Here is a 21,401-nt window from a genome sequence, read left to right as displayed (position 1 = left end):
GCGGCCCCGGGCCGCCGGGCGGCGTCAGCTTCCGTGCCCGGTGTCCGGCGGCTCCCCGTGCCGCTCCGGGGGCCCCGCGGCGGGGAGCCGGGCGACGGCGTGGGCGCCCTGCGGCGCGTCGGCGAAGCGCAGCGTGCCGCCGTGGTGGTCGGCGATCTCCCGGGCGATCGCCAGCCCGAGCCCGGCCCCGCCGGACCTGCGGGCGCGGGCGCCCTCCAGCCGGCTGAACCGCTCGAACACCCGCTCCCGGTCGGCGGCCGGTATCCCCGGGCCGTCGTCGCGCACGTCGATCCGCACCGTCCCGACACCGTCGTGCCGCTCCGTGCCGACGGCGACCTCGACCTCCTTGCCGGCGTGGCGGCAGGCGTTGTCCAGCACGTTGCGCAGCATGCGCTCCAGCTGGACGCCGCTGCCCGTCACCCACGCCTCCGGCCCCCCGCCGCCCTGCCTCGGGGCGGTGAGGCGGATCTCCAGCGGGTGCGGCCGGTGCAGGTGGCGGTGCTCCTCGATCAGGTCGTGGACGAGGCCGGTGAGGTTCACGGGGTCGCGGGGCAGGCGCGCGGTGCCGTCCAGCCGGGCCAGCAGGAGCAGGTCCTCGCTGAGACTTTGCAGCCGCTCCATCTCGTGAAGGGCGGTGCGCACGGCGGTCGGCCAGTCGACCTCCTCCGGGTGCGCCAGCAGCGATTCGAGCGACGCCCGCACCGCCGCCAGCGGGCTGCGCAGCTCGTGCGAGGCGTCGCCGATGAACCGCCCCTGGAGCGCGGTCGCGCGCTCCAGCCGGTCCAGGATCGCGTTCGTGGTCAGCGCCAGCCTGGTCAGCTCGTCGCCGCCCGCGGGCACGGGCACGCGCCGGTCCAGCGAGCGGAGGGTGATGTCCTCCAGCTCCCGGCGGACGGCGTCCACGGGGCGCAGCGCCCGCCCGGCCGTCAGCCAGGCGCCGGCGCCGATCAGGACGGCGGCGGTCTGCGCCAGATAGAGCAGTTCCCCGCGGAACTCGCCCGGACCCCAGGAGATGTGCCCGCCGTTGGCCTCCGCCAGCGCCGAGGTGATCGTGAAGACCGCGGAGAAGGCGAGCACCGTGCCGCCGTACGCGACCACCGCGAACCGGGCCCGCAGCGGCACGCCCCGCCCGGAGGGCCGCGCGAACAACCAGGCCGTGACCCCGACCGTGAGGGCGAGCAGCGGAGCGACGAACGGGGGCGTCTCGACGACCGACAGCTCGGAACGGTTCGTGCCGTAGCCGTAGTAGGCGTCGAGCGGGCGGTCGAAGGCGGCGCGCAGGGCGAACTGGGCCGCCGCCATCCCGCCCGCCGCCAGGGCGCCCCAGAGCCGCGGCAGGCGTGGCCCGCCCTCTCCCGCCGCCCAGGCGGCCAGCACGACGAGGACCACGCCCGGCAGCCCGCCGAACGCCAGCAGCGGGCGGACGAAGAGCACCGCACCCGCCGTGAGGCCGGCGGCGACCGCCGCCCGGGTCCGGGGGTCGTGCGCCGCGCGGCGCAGCGGGCGGGGCGCGGACCCCGGCGCTACCCGGGCGTCAGCGGGCGGCGGCATGGCCCGATATCAGGTAGCCCACGCCGCGCACCGTGGTGATCGAGCGGCGGCCGAACGGGATGTCGAGCTTGCGGCGCAGGGCACTGACGTACACCTCGACGATGTTCAGATCGCCGTCGAAGTCCGCCGACCACACCTGCTCGGCGATCTCCGTCTTCGACACGACCTCGTCGGACCGGCGGGCCAGGCACTCCAGCACGGCGAACTCCTTGGCCGTCAGCGCCACCCGGACCTCGCCGCGCCCGCACGAGCGGCCCGCCGGGTCGATCCACAGGTCGCCGAGGCGCAGCAGCGCCCGGGTGCGCGCCCCGCCGCGGCGGAGCAGCGCGCGCAGCCGGGCTTCCAGCACCACGTACGAGAAGGGCTTCGCCAGGTAGTCGTCGGCGCCCGTGTCCAGCCCCTCGGCCTCGTCGTACTCGCCGCTCTTGGCCGTCAGCATGAGGATGGGCGTGTGGACGCCCTCCGCCCGCAGCCGGGCGCAGACGCGGTAGCCGTTCAGCCCGGGGAGCATGATGTCGAGCACGATCGCCTGGTACGGGTACTCCCGCGCCAGGTACAGGCCGGTGTGGCCGTCGTGGGCCACGTCCACGGCGTAGCCGGCCGCCTCCAGGCCCCGTTTGAGGGACGCGGCGAGCCCTTCCTCGTCATCGACCACCAGCAGACGCATGCGTCCAGTATCCCCGCGGCCCCGTTCCCTTCCTGAAGGAACGCTTCAGGTCTGAAGCGGACTTCAGGGTCCTTCAGCGTCCTCACAGCGGCCGCCGGAGAGCATCCGGGCCCATGACGGCTCTCCCGCGTACGGACCCCGGCCCTTCCGGCACCCGGCCCCGGCCCCGGCGGCGGCCACGGCCCCGGCTGCGGCGGGCGCTGCGCGCCGCCGCGTCGGCGGCCCCGGCGGCGGCGCCCGCGCTGGCGGCGTACGCGGCGGTGCGGCTCACCGGGCTGCTGCTCCTGCTCGGCGCCGGCGCCGCGGTGACGGACGAGGACCCGCTGCACCGGCTCAACGGCCGCTGGGACTCCGTCTGGTACCGGCGCATCGCGGAGAACGGCTACGGCTTCGAGGCCCGCCTGCCGGACGGCGGCGTCCACCCGGACCTCGCCTTCTTCCCGCTCCTGCCCGCGCTGGAGCGGCTGCTGGCGGCGGTCTCGCCGCTCGGCGCCGCGGACGCCGGGCTGCTGGTGGCGTGGGTCTCGTCGTTCGGCGCCGCGTGGGGGATCTACGCGGTGGGCGCCCGTGTCGCCGGGCACCGCGCCGGGGTCCTGCTGGCCGCCCTCTGGGGCGCGCTGCCCACCGGGTTCGTGCAGTGGATGGCGTATACGGAGTCCCTGTTCACGGCGCTCGCGGCGTGGTCCCTCCACGCCTGGCTGACCGGCCGCCCGCGGGCGGCGGGCCTGCTGGCCGCGGCGGCGGGGCTGTGCCGCCCGACGGCCGCCGCGCTGATCGCCGCTCTCGGCGTCGCCGGGGCATGGCACCTGGCGGCCGAGGTCCGCGGCGGCGCCGCGGTGGGCACGGTGCTGCGCCGGAACCGTCGGCTGCTCGCCGGGGTGCTCCTCGCCCCCCTGGGCTGGCTCGCGTACCTGGCCTACGTCGGGGTGCGCGAGGGAAGCGCCCTCGGCTACTTCGACGTCCAGGCGGCCTGGGGCAACCACGTCGACGGCGGCGCCGCCCTCACGGCCTTCATCTGGGGCCTGCTCACCGGCCCCTGGCCCTCCCCGCTCGCCGGCGCCGGCATCTGCGCCGCGCTGGGCCTGGTCGGCCTGCTCCTCGGCGCCGCCGTCCGGCAGCGCCTGCCGCCCGCCCTGATCACGTACGCGTGCGTCGTCGTCGCCCTCTCCCTGGTCGGCTCCGCCTACTTCGGCTCCCGCCCCCGCCTCATGACCCCGGCCTTCCCGCTGCTGCTGCCGCTGGCGGTGTCGATGGCGCGCCGGCCCGCGCGGCGGACGGCGGTGGTGACGGGGGCGGCGGCGCTGGTGTCGGGCGCGTACGGCGCGGTGATGCTGCTGGGCGACGGACCACCCTGAGCGGCCCGCGCGGGGCGCGCCCCGTTCAGACGCCGGCCGGTACCGGTCCGGGCGGCCGGTCGCGCTGTGTGCGGCGGCCGCCGCGGCGCTCCCGGCGGGCGCGCCGGGCCGCGCTGCTGGGCAGGGACTCCACCCCGTGCCGCTGCTTCCACACCTGCCGGGTCACCCAGACGTCCAGCACGCCCCAGGTCGCGACCACGGTGCTGACCACCGTGCTCAGCAGCAGCGGGAAGGCCGGCCAGGCACCGGTGACGGTGAAGAGCACGGCCGCCATCGCCTGCGAGAGGGTCACGGCCACGATGATCACGGCGCGTACGGCCGCCGTCCGCACCGGATCCGGAAGCCTCGGTGTGCCGACGGGCTCCTCGACCCAGAGCGGCGACTCGGGGCGCCGCAGCTCCTCCTCCGCAGCCATCAATACCCTCTCCCGCTCGTCTGCCGGGTGCCCCGGGTGACTGCCCCGCCCGGGGGGCTGTGAAAGCCCGGGGTACCCATGTTCACACGTTCTGATGTGTCAACGTTCGAAGGGGGCTACGAGTTGCCGGGGCGACGGTAGTAGGCTGCGCCGACCGGGGAAGGGACGCGGGCATGGTTGTGCAGGGTGGGAACAGACAGCAGCCGGCGGGGAGCCGGCTGAACTGGCTGCTCGACGATCTGGTGGGTCGGCTGGCGAGCGTGCGGATGGCGCTGGTGCTGTCGTCCGACGGGCTGCCGATGAGCGTGTCCGAGGACGTGAGCAGGGAGGACTCCGAGCATCTCGCGGCGGTCGCCTCCGGCATCCACGGCCTGGCCAAGGGCGTGGGCACCCACTTCGCGGCGGGTTCGGTACGGCAGACGCTCGTGGAGCTGGACGACGCGTTCCTCTTCGTCACCGCCGCCGGCGACGGCAGCTGCCTCGCGGTGATGGCGGCGTCGGACGCCGACATCGGGCAGATCGCGTACGAGATGACGCTGCTGGTCAAGCGGGTCGGCGAGCATCTGGCGGCGGCACCGCGGGGCAACCGGTCCTGACGGCCGACGGCCGCGCCGCGGCGCTGCCCCACTGTCACCCGGCCGTCACCCGGCCTCGTCCTCCTGCCAGCCGAAGCTGCGCTCGACGGCCTTGCGCCAGTTCCGGTATTCGCGCTCCCGGGCGGCCCCGTCCATCCGCGGGGTCCACTCGGTGTCGCGCTGCCAGTGGGTCCGCAGCTCGTCCTGGTCCCGCCACACGCCGGTGGCCAGCCCCGCCGCGTAGGCGGCGCCGAGGGAGGTGGTCTCGGAGATCACGGGCCGCAGCACCGGCACGCCCAGAACGTCGGCCTGGTGCTGCATCAGCAGACCGTTGGCGGTCATCCCGCCGTCCACCTTGAGGTCCGTCAGCCGTACCCCCGAGTCCTGGTACATCGCGTCGACGACCTCGCGGGTCTGCCAGCTCGTCGCCTCCAGCACCGCGCGGGCCAGGTGCGCCTTGGTGACGTACCGGGTCAGGCCGGTGACGACGCCGCGCGCGTCGCCGCGCCAGTAGGGGGCGAACAGGCCGGAGAACGCCGGGACGATGTACGCGCCGCCGTTGTCCGGCACGCTCGCCGCCAGCGGTTCGATCTCGTCGGCGGCGGAGATGATCCCGAGCTGGTCGCGGAACCACTGCACCAGCGCCCCGGTGACGGCGATGGACCCCTCCAGGCAGTAGACGGGCGCCTCGCCGCCGATCTGGTAGCCCACGGTGGTCAGCAGCCCGCTCTTCGACGGCACCGGCCGGGTGCCGGTGTTGAGCAGCAGGAAGCTGCCCGTGCCGTACGTGTTCTTGGCCTCGCCGACGCCGTAGCAGGTCTGGCCGAAGACCGCCGCCTGCTGGTCGCCCAGCGCGGCGGCCACGGGCACCCCGTCGAGTTGGCCGGTGCAGGTGCCGTACACCTCCGCGGAGGAGCGGATCTCCGGCAGCATCGCGGCCGGGATGTCCATGGCCGCGAGGATCGACGGGTCCCACTCGTGGGTCGCGAGGTTCATGAGCATGGTGCGGGAGGCGTTGGTGACGTCGGTGACGTGCACGCCGCCGTCCCGTCCGCCGGTGAGGTTGTAGATCAGCCAGGAGTCGACGGTGCCGAAGGCGATCTCGCCGTTCTCGGCGCGGCGGCGCAGGCCCGGCACGTTGTCCAGCAGCCAGGCGGCCTTGGGGCCGGAGAAGTAGCCGGCGAGCGGCAGGCCGGTGCGGTCGCGGAAGCGGTCCTGGCCGTCGGCGCCGCCGAGTTCGGTGCACAGGGCGGCGGTGCGGGTGTCCTGCCACACGACGGCGTTGTGCACCGGCTTGCCGGTGGCCCGGTCCCACAGCACGGTCGTCTCGCGCTGGTTGGTGATGCCGACGGCGCTCAGCTCGTCGGCCCGTAGCCCCGCCCGGGCCAGCGCGCCGCCCACCACGGCCCGGGTCTTGGCCCAGATCTCGGCGGGGTCGTGCTCCACCCAGCCGGGCCGGGGGAAGATCTGGCGGTGCTCGCGCTGGTCGGCGGCGACGGCGGCGCCGTTCTGGTCGAAGACGATGCAGCGGCTCGACGTGGTGCCCTGATCGATCGCGGCGACGTACCTGTCCGTCATGACGTCCCCCTGCTGCGGGAAGGAGAGATCGGGCGCGGCGTATCGCCGGTGGGGGAGACGGAACGGCGATGCCCCGATGACATCCGGCAGTGTTCACCGGGGCTGACGGGCCGTCAAGACGAGGGACGCGACGCCTTGCCGGCGGCCTCCGCGCCTTCGCGCAGCAGCCGGGCGACCGCGTCCGGCGGGAGCGAGCCGGCCAGCGGCCGCCAGAAGCCGTCGTCCGGGTCGGCCACCGCCTCGACGCGGCCGCCGTCGAGCCAGGAGGCGTCGAAGGCCAGCCGCCACGCGTGCAGATGCGTCCGCAGGCCCGCCGCCGCGGCGCCCTTGTCGAACAGGGGGTCGCCCCAGATGGGGTGGCCGATCCAGGCGAGGTGGACGCGGATCTGGTGCCGCCGGCCGGTGACCGGGAGCGCCAGCAGCACCGAGTACGTGCCGTCGCTCCAGAGCGTCCGGAACCGGGTGGCCGACGGGTAGTTCTTCACGTCGAGGAGGTCGTCCTCCTCGACCCACCAGCGGCCCTCTTCCTCGTCGGCGCGGATGTCCTCGCGGGCCGCGGCGATACGCACCCTGTTCTTCCGCCCCACGCTCAGCGGCAGCTCGATCGTGCCCCGCTCGGGCAGCCCGGTGGTTCCGGTGACGACCAGGTACGCCTTGTCGACGGTCCGCTTGTTGAACTGCCGGGTCAGTCCGCCGTGCGTGGCCAGGTCCTTCGCGAAGAGGACGACGCCGGAGGTGACCTTGTCGACGCGGTGGGCGGGGAAGAGCCGCTCTCCCGCCTGCCCGGCCAGCTCCACGAGATCGGTGCCGTGCCGCTCGCCCGTCACGGAGATACCGGCCGGTTTGTCCAGCACCAGGACCGCGTCGTCCTCCAGGAGGGCGGCGGAGCCGCGGAGGTCCCGCCACCCGGGCACGGTCATCGGATCAGCCATCGGGGTACTGCTTGCAGTATTCGTACAGGGCCATCGCCGTCGCGGTCGCGACGTTGTAGCTGTGCGGCATTCCCCACACCGGGATCTCGACGCAGTCGTCGACGAACCGCAGCTCTTCCTCGGTGAGGCCGAGCCGCTCGTTTCCGACGGCGAGGGCCGTTTTCCGGGGAAAGGCAAACTCGTGCAGGCTGTGGGAGTTCGTCGTCTGCTCCAGCCCGACGACCCGGTACCCCTCCGACCGGAGGTCCCTGAGCACCGGGGGCAGCGTCCGGCGGACCTCGATCGTGACGTGGTCCAGGCTGTCGCGTGCGACGTCGGGGTCGACCTTCCCGTTGCCGCACGCGATGACCCGGCCGATTCCGCAGCACCCCGCGGTGCGCACAATGCTGGACAGATTGGCGCGGGTACGCAGCGGAGCGCAGGCCAGCACGATCTCGCGCGCCCTGGTCAGCGTGGCCGGCGGCCGATGCCGCGTATGGTCGAACATGATCGGCTCAGTCTACAAGGGCCGGGCCCTGCTATTCGCGGTCGTGGCCGGTCAGCGAGCGGCGGTGGACCGGGAAGTCGAAATAGGTGTCGGGGAAGGGCTCGTTCGCGAGCCCGAAGTGCCACCACTCGTACGCGTAGTTGACGAAGCCCGCCGCCTCCAGGCCCTCCTTGAGCCGCAGCCGGTTGGCGCGCTGCTCGCCCTGCACCCGCTCGTCCAGCGTGTGGCTGAGGGTGTCGAAGCAGTCGTAGCCGGTGCCCATGTCGATCGAGTTGTCGGGGAACCGCTCCTGCCGCGGGGCGGCGCAGTCGACGAGCGGCTCGCCCGGTACGTACGGCCGGGTGGGCTCGGCCGGCAGCCTGACCAGCGTGAGGTCCACGACGCTGCCGCGGCTGTGCCCGGAGCGCTCGGCGATGTAGCCGTCCTCGAAGAGCCGGGACTTGTCGACGCGCGGGTAGAACTCGTCCTTCATCCGCTGGTCGTCCAGGTCCTCGGCCCACGCCACGAAATGGTCCACGGCACGCTGCGGGCGGTAGCAGTCGTAGACCTTCAGCGAGTAGCCGTCCCGGAGGAACGCCCGCTGCGCCTTCTTCAGCGCCCGCGCGGCGTCCTCGGTGAGGAGGCACATCGGCTTGCGGTAGCCGTCGATGCGCTCGCCGGTGAAGTTGTGCCGGGTGACGTAGCGGATGTCGTGCAGGATCGTCCGGTCCACGTCCGCGAGCGCGACGAACTCCTCCGGGGCCTTCGGCTCCGGCCGTGCGGCGGCCGGAGGAGCCGCGGTGGCCGTGACGGCGAGGGCTGCGGCGGCGGCCAGGACGGCGAGCCGGGTCAGGGGGCGCGCGAGGGCGGCGTTCTTTGGCATGACCCTTTCACTATCGCACCGGCGGCCGCGCGGGAAGGGTGCGGCGGGGACCGTTCGGGTGGGCGGAGCCGCGGTCCGTACGCTCCGCGCGGCCCTACCCGCCGCGGACCCGCACCGGCAGGTCCGGCTCCGCGCCGTCCTCGCGCCGCACCGTCGTACGGCCCGTCCAGCGCGTGACGTACCGGTCCAGCTGCGGCGCCGCCCAGCCGTCGCCCGCCTCCCGTACGACCACCCCGCCCCCCGTGACGCCGGGCGCCGGCGCCCAGACCTCCAGCTCCGTGCCGCCGTCCGCCCCCGCCACCGGCAGCACGGCGCCCGCCCGGGCCAGCACCGGCACCCGGGACAGCGGCGCGTCCAGCTCCACCGTGCGCGGGCCCTTCAGGGCGCGGCCCGTCGCCGTGTCGTACCACCGGCCCGCCGGCAGCCGCACCGCGCGCCGCCGCACCCCCGCGGCCAGCACCGGCGCCACCAGCAGCGCGTCCCCGAGCAGAAACGCGTCCGCGCGCTCGCGCAGCGCCCGGTCGGCATGGTCGTACCACCACACCGGACGCACGTACGGCGCGCCGGTGCGCTCCGCGAGCCGCGCCAGCGTCGCCAGGTACGGCCGGAGCCGCTCCCGCTCGCGCAGCGCCGCGCCCGCGTGCGCCAGCACCTCGGACCCGAACTCCCACGGCTCGCGCCGCCCCGCGTCGACCCCGCAGTGCGTGCGGAACAGCGGCAGGTACGCGCCGAGCTGCAGCCAGCGCAGATACAGCTCCGGCTCCGGCCGGCCGCGGAACCCGCCGACGTCCGGGCCCGCGTACGGCACGCCGCTCAGGCCGAGGCCGACGACCAGCGCCAGCGACGCGGCCAGCCCGGGCCAGCCGGTGGGCACGTCGCCGGACCAGGTGCCGCCGTAGCGCTGCAGGCCGGCCCAGCCGGAGCGGGAGAACAGAAACGGGCGGCGGTCGGGCTGCAGGCTGGTCAGCGCCCCGTAGGCGGCCCGGGCCATGAGCAGGCCGTAGACGTTGTGCGCCGCGCGGTGGTCGCCGCCGCGGCCCTCCAGGGCGTGCCGGGCGGTGCGGGGCAGGGTCTTCTCGCCGAAGGCGGCGAAGGACACCGGCTCGTTCATGTCGTGCCAGAAGCCGGTGAAGCCCTGCTGGAGCCGCTCCGCGTAGAGCCCGCCCCACCACTTGCGCGCCCGCGGGTCGGTGAAGTCGGGGAAGACCGCGGTGCCGGGCCGGACCACGCCGCGTACGGGCCGGCCGCGCGCGTCCCGTACGAACGCGTCGGCGGCCACGCCCGCGTCGTACACCGGATAGCCCGGCTCCGCCTTCACCCCCGGGGCGACGACCGAGACCAGGCGCACGTCCTCGGCGGCCAGCTCGCGGGCCAGCCGGGGCAGGTCGGGGTAGCGGTGCGGGTCGGCGGTGAAGACGCGGTGGCCGTCGTGGTGGTCGGTGTCGAGGTGGACGGCCGCCAGCGGCAGCCCGCGCTCGCGGTAGCCGCGCACCACCCGGCGTACGCCCTCGGCGCCGCCCAGGTCCCGGCGCGCGTGCTGGTAGCCCAGCGCCCAGGCCGGCGGGACGGCGGGGGAGCCGGTGAGCGCCGCCCAGCTCTGGAGGACCCGGGCGGGGGTGCCGGCCATCACCCAGTAGCGCAGGGGGCCGCCGTCCATGCGCACCTCGATGCGGCCGGTACGGTCGTGGCCGGAGCCCGCGCCCTCCAGGCCGCGCTGCCACTCGATGCCGCCGTCCCACGGGTTGTCGTGGAAGAGCAGGTGGCAGCCGGCGTCGGCGACGACGAACTGCACGGGCATCGTGAGCGACAGCGGGCCGTCGCCGGGGGCGGCGGCGCCGGGGCCGCTGTTCCACAGCCGGTAGCGGCCGTCCGGCAGGGCGGGGCCCGCGGCGCGGCCGCCGAGGCCGAAGAGCCGGGCGTCCGGGGCGACGTGCCCGCGCTGCACCCACCGCCGTACCCCGCCGTCCCCGCCGTCGTCCGCGCCACCGCCCCCGCCGGCGGGCGCGTCCGGCGTCTCCCACCAGCGCGGCGGCTGCTCCCGGCGCAGCACCACGCCGGCCGGCGTCCGCACCTCCACCGCCCCGCGCCGCGACACCGCCACCGTGACCCGCTCCGACACCACCCGCCAGCCCCCGCCCGCGGCGTCCGGTTCGAGCTCCACGCGCGCGTCCGCCTCCGCGCCGTGGGCGAGGGCGTACGACGGCTCCGGCTCGGCGCCGTCCCAGCCGCAGAACACCGCGCCCGCGGTCGTCACCCGCAGCTCCAGCGCGGAGCGGGCGAAGCGGACCAGGCCGCCGCCGGGCGCCGGCTCGGCATCGACCGCGAGCCCCGGCACCCGGGCCCGCTCCACCCGGCGGCGGGGGAGCGCGGCGGCGTCGGCACGCCGGTTCCGCACGGCGGCGCGCAGCGCGCGGGCACGCCGGGTGAGGGCGGAGGGATCCATGCAGATCAGCCTGCCACCGCGCACCTCCGCGAGCGAGAGAGTTCAACCGCTGTTCACCGGGAGTGCGGCCACGCGCCCCCCCCGCGGCCCGCCGGGCCCCCCGCGCCCGCCGGGCGACCCCACCGACGCGGCGGACCACCGGCCGTACTGGTGCCGCATTCGATCACGTGGCATCGTCTCTCCGGAGCGCCGGACACACCTCGTCCGGCGCACCACGAGCGCCGCGGCAGGCCCCACCGGGCCGGCGGCGGCGCGGACCCTCATGCGGATGCCGTACCACGGGAGTCACGCCATGCCGAGCCAGCCGCCCACCGAACAGTCCGCGCCGCCCGCCGCGCTGTGGCGCCCGGGGCCGGAGCGCGTCGAGCAGGCGCAGCTGACCCGGTTCCACCGCTGGGCGGCCGCCCGGCACGGCGCGCCGGCGCCCGTACCCGGCGACCCGGAGGCGAGCTACGCGGCACTGCACCGCTGGTCGGTGGCGCCGGACGGCGGCCTGGAGCGGTTCTGGGGGGCGGCGGCGGAGTGGTTCGGCGTCCGGTTCTCCAGCCCGTACGAGACGGTCCTCGCGGACGCCGCGATGCCGGGAGCGCGCTGGTTCCCCGGGGCCCGCCTGAACTACGCGGAGCACGCGCTGCGCCCCGACGCCGGCGGCGGGGCGGAGGCCGGCGGCGGGGCAGGGGCCGGCGGCGGGCCGGCGCTGCTGCACGTCGCCGAAGGCGCCGAGCCGCGGCCCGTCGGCCGGGCGGAGCTGCGCGCGCAGGTCGGCTCGCTGGCCGCGGAGCTGCGCCGGCTCGGCGTACGGCCCGGGGACCGGGTCGGCGCGTACCTGCCGAACATCCCGCAGGCCGTCGTCGCCCTGCTGGCGACCGCCGCCGTCGGCGCGGTGTGGACCTCCTGCTCCCCCGACTTCGGCGCGCGCAGCGTCCTCGACCGCTTCCGCCAGGTCGAGCCGGTGGTGCTCGTCACCGTCGACGGCTACCGCTACGGCGGCAAGGAGCACGACCGCCGCGAGACCGTCGCGGAACTGCGCCGCGAACTGCCCACGCTGCGCGCCGTCGTGCACGTCCCGCTGCTCGGCACCGCGCCGCCCGAGGGGGCGCTGGAGTGGGACGATTTGGTGGCCACCGGCGCCGAACCGGTCTTCGAGCAGGTGCCGTTCGACCACCCGCTGTGGGTGCTGTACTCCTCCGGCACCACCGGCCTGCCCAAGGCCATCGTGCAGTCCCAGGGCGGCATCCTGCTGGAGCACCTCAAGCAGCTCGCGCTCCACTGCGACCTCGGCCCCGACGACCGGTTCTTCTGGTACACCTCGACCGGCTGGATGATGTGGAACTTCCTCGTCTCCGGCCTGCTGGTGGGCGCGACCGTGATCACCTACGACGGCAGCCCGGGCCACCCGGACGTGGCGGAGCAGTGGCGGGTCGCGGAGCGTACGGAGGCGACGTTCTTCGGCACCTCCGCGGCGTACGTCATGGCCTGCCGCAAGGCGGACGTGCACCCGGGCCGCGACCTCGACCTGACGCGGGTGCGCTGCGTGGCCACGACGGGCTCCCCGCTGCCGCCGGACGGGTTCCGGTGGATCCACGACGAGTTCCACCGGGACGGCCCGGGCACGGCGCCGGGCGCGTCGGACATGTGGATCGCGTCGGTCAGCGGCGGCACGGACGTGTGCAGCTGCTTCGCCGGCGCGGTGCCGACGCTGCCGGTGCACGTGGGCGAGCTCCAGGCGGCGTGCCTGGCCACGGACCTGCGGGCGTGGGACCCGGCGGGCGAGCCGGTGACGGACGAGGTGGGCGAGCTGGTGGTCACCCAGCCGATGCCGTCGATGCCGGTGCGCTTCTGGAACGACCCGGACGGCGAGCGCTACCGGGACAGCTACTTCGCCACGTACCCCGGCGTCTGGCGGCACGGCGACTGGATCACGCTCACCTCCCGCGGCTCGGTCGTCATCCACGGCCGCTCCGACTCGACGCTGAACCGGCAGGGCGTGCGCATGGGGTCCGCCGACATCTACGAGGTGGTCGAGCGGCTGCCGGAGGTGCGGGAGTCGCTGGTCATCGGCGTGGAGCGGCCGGACGGCGGGTACTGGATGCCCCTCTTCGTCCAGCTGGCCGCCGGCGCGCGGCTCGACGACGCGCTGCGGGACCGGATCCGCGCCGCGCTGCGCCAGCAGCTGTCGCCGCGGCACGTGCCGGACGAGGTGATCGAGGTCGAGGGCGTGCCGCACACGCTGACCGGCAAGCGGCTGGAGGTGCCGGTCAAGCGGGTGCTCCAGGGCACGCCGCTGGAGAAGGCGGTCAACCCGGGGTCGGTGGACCGGGTGGAGCTGCTGCGGTTCTACGAGCGGCTGGCGCGCGAGCGCGGCTGACGGCCGCGGGGATTGTCAGACCCCTCGACTACGGTGCGTAGTGATCGGTTGCGCTCCGTAGAGGGGGAGTCATGGTGCGTACGAGGACGGATGCCCGGCTGCTGCGCCGGGAGATGCCGGGCACGGTGGGGCTGCTGGCGGACGCCGCGGACTTCGCGTCGATGCGGCGGTACGCGAGCTTTCTGTTCGACGACCACGCCGCGTATCTGCGGCAGGTGGACGGGCTGCTGCGGGCCCGGGCGGCCCAGGGGGCGTACACGTCGGTGGCGCTCTTCGACCCGCCGGGCTTCGCCCGCTTCTGCGCGGAGCGCGGCCTGGACGCGGACACGCCGGTGAGCCGCTGCCGGTACGTGGCCGAGGCCGCCGGCCGCGGCCCCGCCGTGCCGTACGGCGGCCAGCCGATGGACCGGCTGGTGCCCCAGCTGCTCGACGCGGCGGCGCGCAGCCGCTCCCGCGAGCGCGCGGCGGCGCTGCTGGCGGCGGCCGGGCGGTGCGAGGACTGCGGCGAGCACCGGGCCGACGCGGCGCTGGCCCGCGCGGGCGTGCTGACCGGCCGGCTGACGGAGGCCCTGGGGCCGGGCGCGCAGCACGTGGTGTGCACGGCCCGGGCGGCGGGCTTCCCGCTGGTCGCGGTGGCCCGCGGCGGCGCTGAGCCGGCGGCGGAGCCGCGGCCGGGGCTGCTGCTGCCGGACGCGGAGGCGCTGCGGCTGGTGCTGGCGGCGGGGATCGCCACGTCGGGGACGGGCGGGGTGGTGGCGCGGACGACGCGCGCGGGGGCCGAGTGCGTCCGCGGCTGGCGGCTGCGGGACGGCTGGCTGGAGCCGCTGACGGAGAAGGAGGTCTACGCGGCGTACTGCACGGACGCCAGATCCGGAGCCCCGCTGCCCCCGGAGCCGGGCGTCACGTACGCCGCCGGGATCCCGCTGCCCCGCCCGGAGAGGGGCTGCCACCGATGAGCGGGACGAGGAGGTGGGGTGCCGGAGGCGGTGTCCGGCGGGGATCGCCGGCGGCGGGGCGCCGCGAGGACGGCGCCCCGCCGCCCCGGCCGGAGGCCCTTCCGCTACTCCCCGGACAGCACCGCCCGCGCCGCCTCCCGCGCCTCCTGCGCCGTGTCCGCCGCCCGGGCCGCGGAGGCCGCGCGCTCGCACTGCGCGAGCGTGTGCTTCGCCAGCGTCGCCCGCACGTACGGAATCGCCGCCGCGCCCATCGACAGCGACGTGACCCCCAGCCCGGTCAGCACACACGCCAGCAGCGGATCGGACGCCGCCTCGCCGCACACGCCGCAGCTCTTGCCCTCCGCCTTGGCGCCCTCCGCCGCGAAGGACACCAGGTCCAGCAGCGCCGGCTGCCACGGGTCCTGCAGCCGGGACACGGCCCCGACCTCGCGGTCGGCGGCGAAGGCGTACTGCGCCAGGTCGTTGGTGCCCAGCGACAGGAACTCGACCTCCTGCAGGATCGCCCGCGACCGCAGGGCCGCCGCCGGGATCTCCACCATGGCGCCCGCCTTCGCGGGCAGCCCGGCGTCGCGGCACGCCGCCGCGAAGTCCGCGGCGTCCTGGCGGTCCGCCACCATCGGCGCCATCACCTCAAGGTAGACGGGCAGCCCGGCCGCCGCCTGGGACAGCGCGCGGAGCTGCGTACGCAGCACCTCGGGGTGGGCGAGCAGCGAGCGCAGCCCGCGGACGCCGAGGGCGGGGTTGGGCTCGGCGGCGGGGGTGAGGAAGTCCAGCGGCTTGTCGGCGCCCGCGTCGAGCACGCGCACGACGACCCGCCCCTCCGGAAACGCCTCCAGCACCTTGCGGTACGCCTCCACCTGCGCCTGCTCGGACGGCGCCGTCCGGCTGTCGTCCAGGAACAGGAACTCGGTGCGGAACAGGCCCACGCCCTCCGCCCCCGCGGCCAGCGCCGCCGGCACGTCCGCCGGGCCGCCGACGTTGGCCAGCAGCGGCACCTTGTGCCCGTCGGAGGTGGCGCCCGGGCCGGTGGAGGCCGCCAGCGCCGCCCTGCGCTCCGCGGCCGCCTGCTCCAGCGCCGCCCGCCGGTCGGGGCCGGGTTCGACGTGCACCTCGCCGGTCGAGCCGTCGACGGCGACGACGGTGCCCTCGGCGAGTTCGCCGGCGCCGGGCAGCGCCACGACGGCGGGCACGCCGAGCGCGCGGGCGAGGATGGCGCTGTGGCTGGTCGGCCCGCCCTGTTCGGTGACGAAGCCGAGGACGAGCGCGGGGTCGAGCAGGGCGGTGTCGGCCGGGGCCAGGTCGCGGGCGATCAGGACGTACGGCTCGTCGCTGTCCGGTACGCCGGGCATCGGCACGCCCAGCAGCCGGGCGACGATCCGGTTGCGTACGTCGTCGAGGTCGGCGACCCGCCCGGCCATGTACTCCCCGGCGCCGGCGAGCAGTTCGCGATAGGCCGCAAAGGCGTCGTAGGCGGCCCGCTCGGCGGAGGAGCCGACCGCGATCCGCCGCTCCACGTCCGCCGCCAGCTCCGGGTCCTGCGCGATCATGGCCTGGGCGGTCAGCACGTCCTGCGCCTCGCCGCCGGCCAGGTTGCCGCGCGCCGTCAGGTCGGCGGCCACCGCCTCCACGGCCTTGCGCACCCGCTCCTGCTCGCGCGGCGCCTCCGCGGCGGGAATCTGCTTCGCCGGCGGTTCGAGCACCGCCGTGCCCATGTGCCGGGCCTCGCCGATCGCCACCCCGTGACTCACGCCGACGCCTCGCAGAGTCGTCTCCATGTCACCAGTCTTCCGCAAGTGCGCGGCGGCGTCCCGCCGCGGCTGTCGTACGCGTGCGGGCCACAGCGCCGGGGCCCGCCGGATGCCGTCGCCGGCGCGTCACCGCCAGCTGAACAGTGTCTCCCCGGCCTTGAGGCCGCCGTCCTCCCGCACGTCGCTCAGCGCGCCCTCGGCTGCCTCCAGGGCCACCACCGGCGAGATCGGCGACTTGCCCGCCGCCTCGACGGCGGCCGTGTCCCAGCGGACCACGGGCTGCCCGCGCTCGACCCGGTCGCCCTTGGCCACCAGCAGGTCGAAGCCCTCGCCGTTGAGCTGCACGGTGTCGATGCCGAGGTGGGTGAGCACGCCGTGCCCCTCGTCGTCCACGACGACGAAGGCGTGCGGGTGCAGGGAGACCACCAGGCCGTCGATCGGGGCGACCGCCTCGGCGGGTCCGCGTTCGGGGTCCACCGCGGTGCCCGGACCGACCATCGCCCCGGAGAAGACCGGGTCGGGTACGGCGGCGAGCCCGATGGCGCGGCCGGTGAGCGGGGACGAGACTTGGGTCATGCCAGGGCCTTTCCGAAACGGCGGGGGGTCGGCGCCGCCCGCGTCCGCGAGGGCCGCGCCGTCCTTGCAGCGTAACCAATCGGAACTTGAGGTTCCGCACCGAGTGGTCCCCGCCGGGGATCACCGCCGCCCGGCCTGCGCGCGGGCCGTTCGCCGCCGGCGGGTAAGGTCGGAACGCATCGTCGGCGCATGTGGCGGCACCGGCGGGATCGGACGGGGAGGCGGGCGGGTGGAGGCCCAGGAGACGGCGGCGGCGACGAACCGGATCTTCACCGTTCCCAACCTCCTCAGCATGGCCCGGCTCGTGCTGGTGCCCGTCTTCCTGTGGCTGATCCTCTGGCCCGAGTTCGGCGGCCCCAACGCGGACGGCTGGGCGCTGGGGATCCTCGCGTTCAGCGGCGTCAGCGACTATCTGGACGGCAAGCTCGCCCGGATGTGGAACCAGGTCTCGGACCTGGGCCGCATCCTGGACCCGGCCGCCGACCGGCTCTACATCCTGGCCACGCTCGTCGGCCTGACGTGGCGGGGGATCCTGCCGCTGTGGCTGACCGTCCTGCTGCTGTCCCGCGACGCGATCGTCGGCGTGGCCGTCTGGACGCTCGGCCGCCACGGCTACCCGCCGCCGCAGGTCAACTTCCTGGGCAAGTCCGCCACCTTCTGTCTGATGTACGCCTTCCCACTGCTCCTGCTCAGTGACGGAAGTGGATGGGTGTCGTCACTCTCTGCTATTTTCGGATGGGCGTTCGCCGGCTGGGGTACAGCGCTGTACTGGTGGGCCGGCGGCCTCTACCTCGTTCAGGTACGCCGTCTCATCCGAGGGGACGCCCGCGCGGACACCACCCCTGACTAGGCGGCAGTCGGCATCGCCGTCCCACGCCCAAGGAGGATGCTTCCGATATGAAGGCCGTCGTGATGGCTGGGGGAGAAGGCACCCGCCTGCGCCCCATGACCGCGAGCATGCCCAAGCCCCTGCTGCCGGTGGTGAACCGGCCGATCATGGAGCACGTCCTGCGGCTGCTCAAACGCCACGGGCTGACGGAGACGGTGGTGACCGTCCAGTTCCTCGCCTCGCTGGTGCGGAACTACTTCGGGGACGGCGAGGACCTCGGCATGGAGCTCTCGTACGCCAACGAGGACCGGCCGCTCGGCACCGCGGGCAGCGTCAAGAACGCCGAGGAGGCCCTCAAGGACGACTCGTTCCTGGTCATCTCCGGGGACGCGCTCACCGACTTCGACCTCACCGACCTGATCGCGTTCCACCGCGAGAAGGGCGCGCTGGTCACCGTCTGCCTGACCCGGGTGCCCAACCCGCTGGAGTTCGGCATCACCATCGTCGACGACGAGGGCAGGGTCGAGCGGTTCCTGGAGAAGCCCACCTGGGGCCAGGTGTTCTCCGACACCGTCAACACCGGCATCTACGTGATGGAGCCCGAGGTCTTCGACTACGTCGAGGCGGACACCTCCGTCGACTGGTCCGGCGACGTCTTCCCGCGCCTGATGAAGGACGGCAAGCCCATCTACGGCTACGTGGCCGAGGGCTACTGGGAGGACGTCGGCACCCACGAGAGCTACGTCAAGGCCCAGGCCGACGTGCTGGAGGGCAAGGTCGACCTCGACCTCGACGGCTTCGAGATCTCGCCCGGCGTCTGGGTCGCCGAGGGCGCCGAGGTGCACCCCGAGGCCGTGCTCCGCGGCCCGCTCTACATCGGCGACTACGCGAAGGTCGAGCAGGGCGCCGAGGTCCGCGAGCACTCGGTGCTGGGCTCCAACGTCGTCGTCAAGCAGGGCGCCTTCCTGCACCGCGCCGTCATCCACGACAACGTCTACGTCGGCGGCCACACCAACCTCCGCGGCTGCGTCATCGGCAGGAACACCGACGTCATGCGCGCCGCGCGGATCGAGGACGGCGCCGTCATCGGCGACGAGTGCCTGATCGGAGAAGAATCGATCATCCAGGGCAATGTGCGCGTCTACCCCTTCAAGACCATCGAGGCGGGCGCGTTCGTCAACACCTCGGTGATCTGGGAGTCGCGCGGCCAGGCCCACCTCTTCGGCGCCCGCGGCGTCTCCGGCATCCTCAACGTCGAGATCACCCCCGAACTCGCCGTCCGGCTGGCCGGCGCGTACGCCACCACCCTGAAGAAGGGCTCGACCGTCACCACCGCCCGCGACCACTCCCGCGGCGCCCGGGCGCTCAAGCGCGCGGTGATCTCCGCGCTCCAGGCCAGCGCCATCGACGTGCGCGACCTGGAGAACGTGCCGCTGCCGGTGGCCCGGCAGCAGACCGCCCGCGGCAGCGCCGGCGGCATCATGATCCGCACCACCCCCGGGGTGCAGGACTCCGTCGACATCATGTTCCTCGACGAGCGCGGCGCCGACCTCTCCCAGGCCGCCCAGCGCAAGCTGGACCGGGTCTACGCCCGCCAGGAGTACCGCCGCGCGTTCCCCGGCGAGATCGGCGACCTCACCTTCCCCGCCAGCGTCTTCGGCTCCTACACCGGCTCGCTGCTGCGCGCCGTGGACACCGGCGGCATCTCCGAGGCCGGACTGAAGGTCGTCGTCGACGCCTCCCACGGCAGCGCCGGGCTGGTGCTCCCCAGCCTCCTCGGCCGCGTCGGCGTCGACGCGCTGACCATCAACCCGGGCCTGGACGAGTCCCGGCCCACCGAGACGCCGCAGTCCCGCCGCGCCGGCCTCGTGCGCCTCGGCGAGATCGTGTCCTCCGCCCGCGCCGCCTTCGGCGTGCGCTTCGACCCCGTCGGCGAGCGCATCTCGCTGGTCGACGAGAAGGGCCGGATCGTCGAGGACGACCGGGCCCTGCTGGTCATGCTGGACCTGGTCGCGGCGGAGCGCCGCAGCGGCCGGGTGGCGCTGCCGGTGACGACGACGCGCATCGCCGAGCAGGTGGCCGCGTACCACGGCACCCAGGTGGAGTGGACGACGACGTCGCCCGACGACCTGGCCCGGGTGGCGCGCATGGACGGCACCGTCTTCGGCGGCGACGGACGCGGCGGCTTCATCATCCCGGAGTTCTCCTCCGTCTTCGACGGCGCCGCCGCGTTCGCCCGGCTCACCGGCCTGGTCGCGCGCACCCAGCTCACCCTCAGCCAGATCGACGCCCGCATCCCGCGCGCCCACGTGCTGCGCCGGGACCTGGCTACCCCGTGGGCGGTCAAGGGCATGGTCATGCGCCGGGTGGTGGAGGCCGCGGGCTCCCGGGACGTGGACACCACCGACGGCGTGCGCGTCGTGGAGGCCGACGGCCGCTGGGTGCTGGTGCTGCCGGACCGCGCCGAGGCCGTCACGCACCTGTGGGCCGAGGGGCCGGACCGGGCGTCCGCCGAGGCCCTGCTCGACGAGTGGGCTGTGATTGTCGACGGGAGCAGCGACGCAAGCGGCGACGGGAGCGGCGACTGACCCGGGCACAGCGGAGCGAGAGTTCACCCAACCCAGGGGTCGCGGCACCGTAGGGCCTCCGGGCGTGCAACGATGTCCGGCATGCCGCAGCAGCCCCCCGAACGGAGCAGCGCACCGGCACGCCCCCGCCCGGACGCCTCCATGTCGCTGCTGACCCGGCTGATGGACCACAGCCTGGACGACGGCTACGCCGAGGCCGCCGCGCGCCACGGCGCCCGCCCGCGCGGCGAGCGGCTGCCCCAGCGGCTGCGCGGGCGGGCCTGGCTCGCCGTCGGCCTGGTGCTCACCGGGCTGGTCCTCACCGTCGGCGCCGCCGAGGCGCGGATCGAGGCGCCGGACCTCGCCCGCGAGCGCGAGGAGCTGATCGACCGGGTCGAGGACCGCACCGCCGCGGCGGACGACCTGGACCGCACGATCGAGCAGCTGCACGAGGAGGTGGCCGACCGGCAGCGCGAGGCGCTGGCGGAGTCCGGGAGCGACCGGGCGGCCCTGCTCGCGCTGCTGGCCGGCGCGGCCGAGGCCGAGGGCCCCGGCGTACGCCTGGTGGTCGACGACGCCGCCGACGCCGGCACCGGCGGCACCGGCGGCCCGCGCACCTCGACGAGCTTCGCGGACGACGGCCGGGTACGCGACCGCGACCTGCAACGCATCGTCAACGGGCTCTGGCTCGCCGGCGCCGAGGCGGTCTCCGTCAACGGCCGCCGGCTCACCGCGCTGTCCGCGATCCGCGCGGCCGGGGACGCCATCCTCGTCGACAACCGCCCGCTGGCGCCGCCGTACACCGTCCTGGCCATCGGCGACGGCGAGCGGCTGCTGGAGCGGTTCCGGGAGAACGCCGACGGCCGCTACCTGGACGTACTCGAAGACAACTACGGCATCCGGGCCGGGATCTCCGCGCGCGACGACCTCCGGCTCCCGGCCGCCCCCGGCCTGTCCGTACGCCACGCAGAACCGAAGGAGAACACCCCCTCGTGATCGCCGTACTGGGCCTCGTCGCGGGAATCGTCATGGGCCTCGTCGTCCAGCCCGTGGTGCCGGCGGGCCTGGAGCCGTACCTGCCCATCGCCGTCGTCGCCGCGCTCGACGCGGTCTTCGGCGCGCTGCGGGCCATGCTCGACGGGATCTTCGACGACAAGGTCTTCGTGGTGTCGTTCCTCTCGAACGTCGTCGTGGCCGCGCTGATCGTCTTCCTGGGCGACAAGCTGGGCGTCGGCGCGCAGCTGTCGACGGGCGTCGTGGTGGTGCTGGGCATCCGGATCTTCTCCAACGCCGCCGCCATCCGGCGGCACGTCTTCCAGGCGTGAGGCCCGTGTCCGACGAGACCCCTCCGAAGTCCCCCCGCCCCGGCGACCCGCCCGCCGCGTACCCGCAGGGCACGCCCGGCGCGCCGCCCACGCCGCCGCGCCCGCCCGCGCCCCGGCGGGAGCCGCCCGCGGACCGTCCCCGGCAGCAGCAGGGCCAGCCGCCGCAG

General features: G+C 75.2%; 18 protein-coding genes. 8 read left to right on the top strand and 10 right to left on the bottom strand.

Features of this window, described 5'->3' with window-relative positions:
- Nucleotides 1–24: 24 nt before the first annotated feature.
- Nucleotides 25–1,551, bottom strand: a complete 1,527-nt coding sequence (locus tag ACHZ99_RS19385) for a sensor histidine kinase (protein ID WP_420305896.1) — start codon at nt 1,549–1,551, stop codon at nt 25–27.
- Nucleotides 1,535–2,218, bottom strand: a complete 684-nt coding sequence (locus ACHZ99_RS19380; protein ID WP_420305895.1) for a response regulator transcription factor — start codon at nt 2,216–2,218, stop codon at nt 1,535–1,537. The genes ACHZ99_RS19385 and ACHZ99_RS19380 overlap by 17 nt, the downstream gene beginning before the upstream one ends.
- Nucleotides 2,219–2,331: 113 nt before the next feature.
- Here ACHZ99_RS19380 and ACHZ99_RS19375 point away from each other — a divergent pair, with 113 nt between their 5' ends.
- Nucleotides 2,332–3,573, top strand: coding sequence for a hypothetical protein (locus tag ACHZ99_RS19375; protein ID WP_420305894.1), 1,242 nt, complete (start codon nt 2,332–2,334; stop codon nt 3,571–3,573).
- Nucleotides 3,574–3,598: 25 nt separating this feature from the next.
- On the opposite strand, the gene ACHZ99_RS19370 is transcribed toward ACHZ99_RS19375, so the two are convergent.
- The gene (locus ACHZ99_RS19370; protein ID WP_420305893.1) at nt 3,599–3,988 is read right to left on the bottom strand and encodes a hypothetical protein; all 390 of its coding nucleotides are present in this window, start codon (nt 3,986–3,988) and stop codon (nt 3,599–3,601) included.
- A gap of 173 nt (nt 3,989–4,161) precedes the next feature.
- Here ACHZ99_RS19370 and ACHZ99_RS19365 point away from each other — a divergent pair, with 173 nt between their 5' ends.
- On the top strand, nt 4,162–4,584 hold the full coding sequence (locus ACHZ99_RS19365) for a roadblock/LC7 domain-containing protein (protein ID WP_420305892.1): 423 nt from the start codon (nt 4,162–4,164) through the stop codon (nt 4,582–4,584).
- Nucleotides 4,585–4,629: 45 nt separating this feature from the next.
- Here ACHZ99_RS19365 and glpK read toward each other — a convergent pair whose 3' ends face one another.
- The 5 genes from glpK to ACHZ99_RS19340 all read right to left on the bottom strand — a co-directional run bounded on the left by glpK (nt 4,630) and on the right by ACHZ99_RS19340 (nt 10,865).
- Nucleotides 4,630–6,141 (bottom strand): glycerol kinase GlpK, encoded by a 1,512-nt coding sequence (gene glpK / locus ACHZ99_RS19360; RefSeq protein ID WP_420305891.1) that lies wholly within the window; start codon nt 6,139–6,141, stop codon nt 4,630–4,632.
- Between the two features lie 113 nt (nt 6,142–6,254).
- Nucleotides 6,255–7,073 carry an RluA family pseudouridine synthase gene (locus tag ACHZ99_RS19355; protein ID WP_420305890.1) on the bottom strand — a complete coding sequence of 273 codons (819 nt, stop codon included), beginning with the start codon at nt 7,071–7,073 and terminating at the stop codon, nt 6,255–6,257.
- The gene (locus tag ACHZ99_RS19350) at nt 7,066–7,560 is read right to left on the bottom strand and encodes a TrmH family RNA methyltransferase (RefSeq protein WP_420305889.1); all 495 of its coding nucleotides are present in this window, start codon (nt 7,558–7,560) and stop codon (nt 7,066–7,068) included. Before ACHZ99_RS19350 ends, ACHZ99_RS19355 begins: the two co-directional genes overlap by 8 nt.
- A gap of 31 nt (nt 7,561–7,591) precedes the next feature.
- Complete coding sequence (locus tag ACHZ99_RS19345; RefSeq protein ID WP_420305888.1) at nt 7,592–8,422, bottom strand: M15 family metallopeptidase; 831 nt, start codon at nt 8,420–8,422, stop codon at nt 7,592–7,594.
- A gap of 94 nt (nt 8,423–8,516) precedes the next feature.
- A complete protein-coding gene (locus ACHZ99_RS19340; RefSeq protein ID WP_420305887.1) occupies nt 8,517–10,865 on the bottom strand; it encodes a glycoside hydrolase family 31 protein in 2,349 nt (782 codons plus the stop codon).
- A 292-nt stretch (nt 10,866–11,157) separates the two neighbouring features.
- Here ACHZ99_RS19340 and ACHZ99_RS19335 point away from each other — a divergent pair, with 292 nt between their 5' ends.
- Nucleotides 11,158–13,233, top strand: a complete 2,076-nt coding sequence (locus tag ACHZ99_RS19335; RefSeq protein ID WP_420305886.1) for an acetoacetate--CoA ligase — start codon at nt 11,158–11,160, stop codon at nt 13,231–13,233.
- Nucleotides 13,234–13,304: 71 nt separating this feature from the next.
- On the top strand, nt 13,305–14,189 hold the full coding sequence (locus tag ACHZ99_RS19330) for a hypothetical protein (RefSeq protein WP_420305885.1): 885 nt from the start codon (nt 13,305–13,307) through the stop codon (nt 14,187–14,189).
- A 104-nt stretch (nt 14,190–14,293) separates the two neighbouring features.
- On the opposite strand, the gene ptsP is transcribed toward ACHZ99_RS19330, so the two are convergent.
- Entirely contained in the window at nt 14,294–15,964 is a 1,671-nt protein-coding gene (ptsP, locus tag ACHZ99_RS19325) for a phosphoenolpyruvate--protein phosphotransferase (protein WP_420305884.1), read from the bottom strand.
- 99 nt (nt 15,965–16,063) lie between these two features.
- On the bottom strand, nt 16,064–16,513 hold the full coding sequence (locus tag ACHZ99_RS19320; RefSeq protein ID WP_420305883.1) for a PTS sugar transporter subunit IIA: 450 nt from the start codon (nt 16,511–16,513) through the stop codon (nt 16,064–16,066).
- Nucleotides 16,514–16,742: 229 nt separating this feature from the next.
- Here ACHZ99_RS19320 and ACHZ99_RS19315 point away from each other — a divergent pair, with 229 nt between their 5' ends.
- From ACHZ99_RS19315 to ACHZ99_RS19300, 4 genes are all read left to right on the top strand, one after another.
- Nucleotides 16,743–17,363 (top strand): CDP-alcohol phosphatidyltransferase family protein, encoded by a 621-nt coding sequence (locus ACHZ99_RS19315; protein ID WP_420305882.1) that lies wholly within the window; start codon nt 16,743–16,745, stop codon nt 17,361–17,363.
- A 47-nt stretch (nt 17,364–17,410) separates the two neighbouring features.
- On the top strand, nt 17,411–19,930 hold the full coding sequence (locus ACHZ99_RS19310) for a sugar phosphate nucleotidyltransferase (protein ID WP_420305881.1): 2,520 nt from the start codon (nt 17,411–17,413) through the stop codon (nt 19,928–19,930).
- 81 nt (nt 19,931–20,011) lie between these two features.
- On the top strand, nt 20,012–20,905 hold the full coding sequence (locus tag ACHZ99_RS19305; protein WP_420305880.1) for a DUF881 domain-containing protein: 894 nt from the start codon (nt 20,012–20,014) through the stop codon (nt 20,903–20,905).
- Nucleotides 20,902–21,234, top strand: a complete 333-nt coding sequence (locus ACHZ99_RS19300) for a small basic family protein (protein ID WP_027744874.1) — start codon at nt 20,902–20,904, stop codon at nt 21,232–21,234. Before ACHZ99_RS19305 ends, ACHZ99_RS19300 begins: the two co-directional genes overlap by 4 nt.
- The last annotated feature ends 167 nt before the right edge of the window (nt 21,235–21,401 follow it).

The sequence above is a fragment of the Streptomyces sp. MAR4 CNX-425 genome, from assembly GCF_048656465.1.
In the GTDB taxonomy this organism is placed as follows: Bacteria; Actinomycetota; Actinomycetes; order Streptomycetales; family Streptomycetaceae; genus Streptomyces.
The sequence above is the reverse complement of the archived record's forward strand: the minus strand, read 5'-3'. Positions and strand labels throughout refer to the sequence as shown.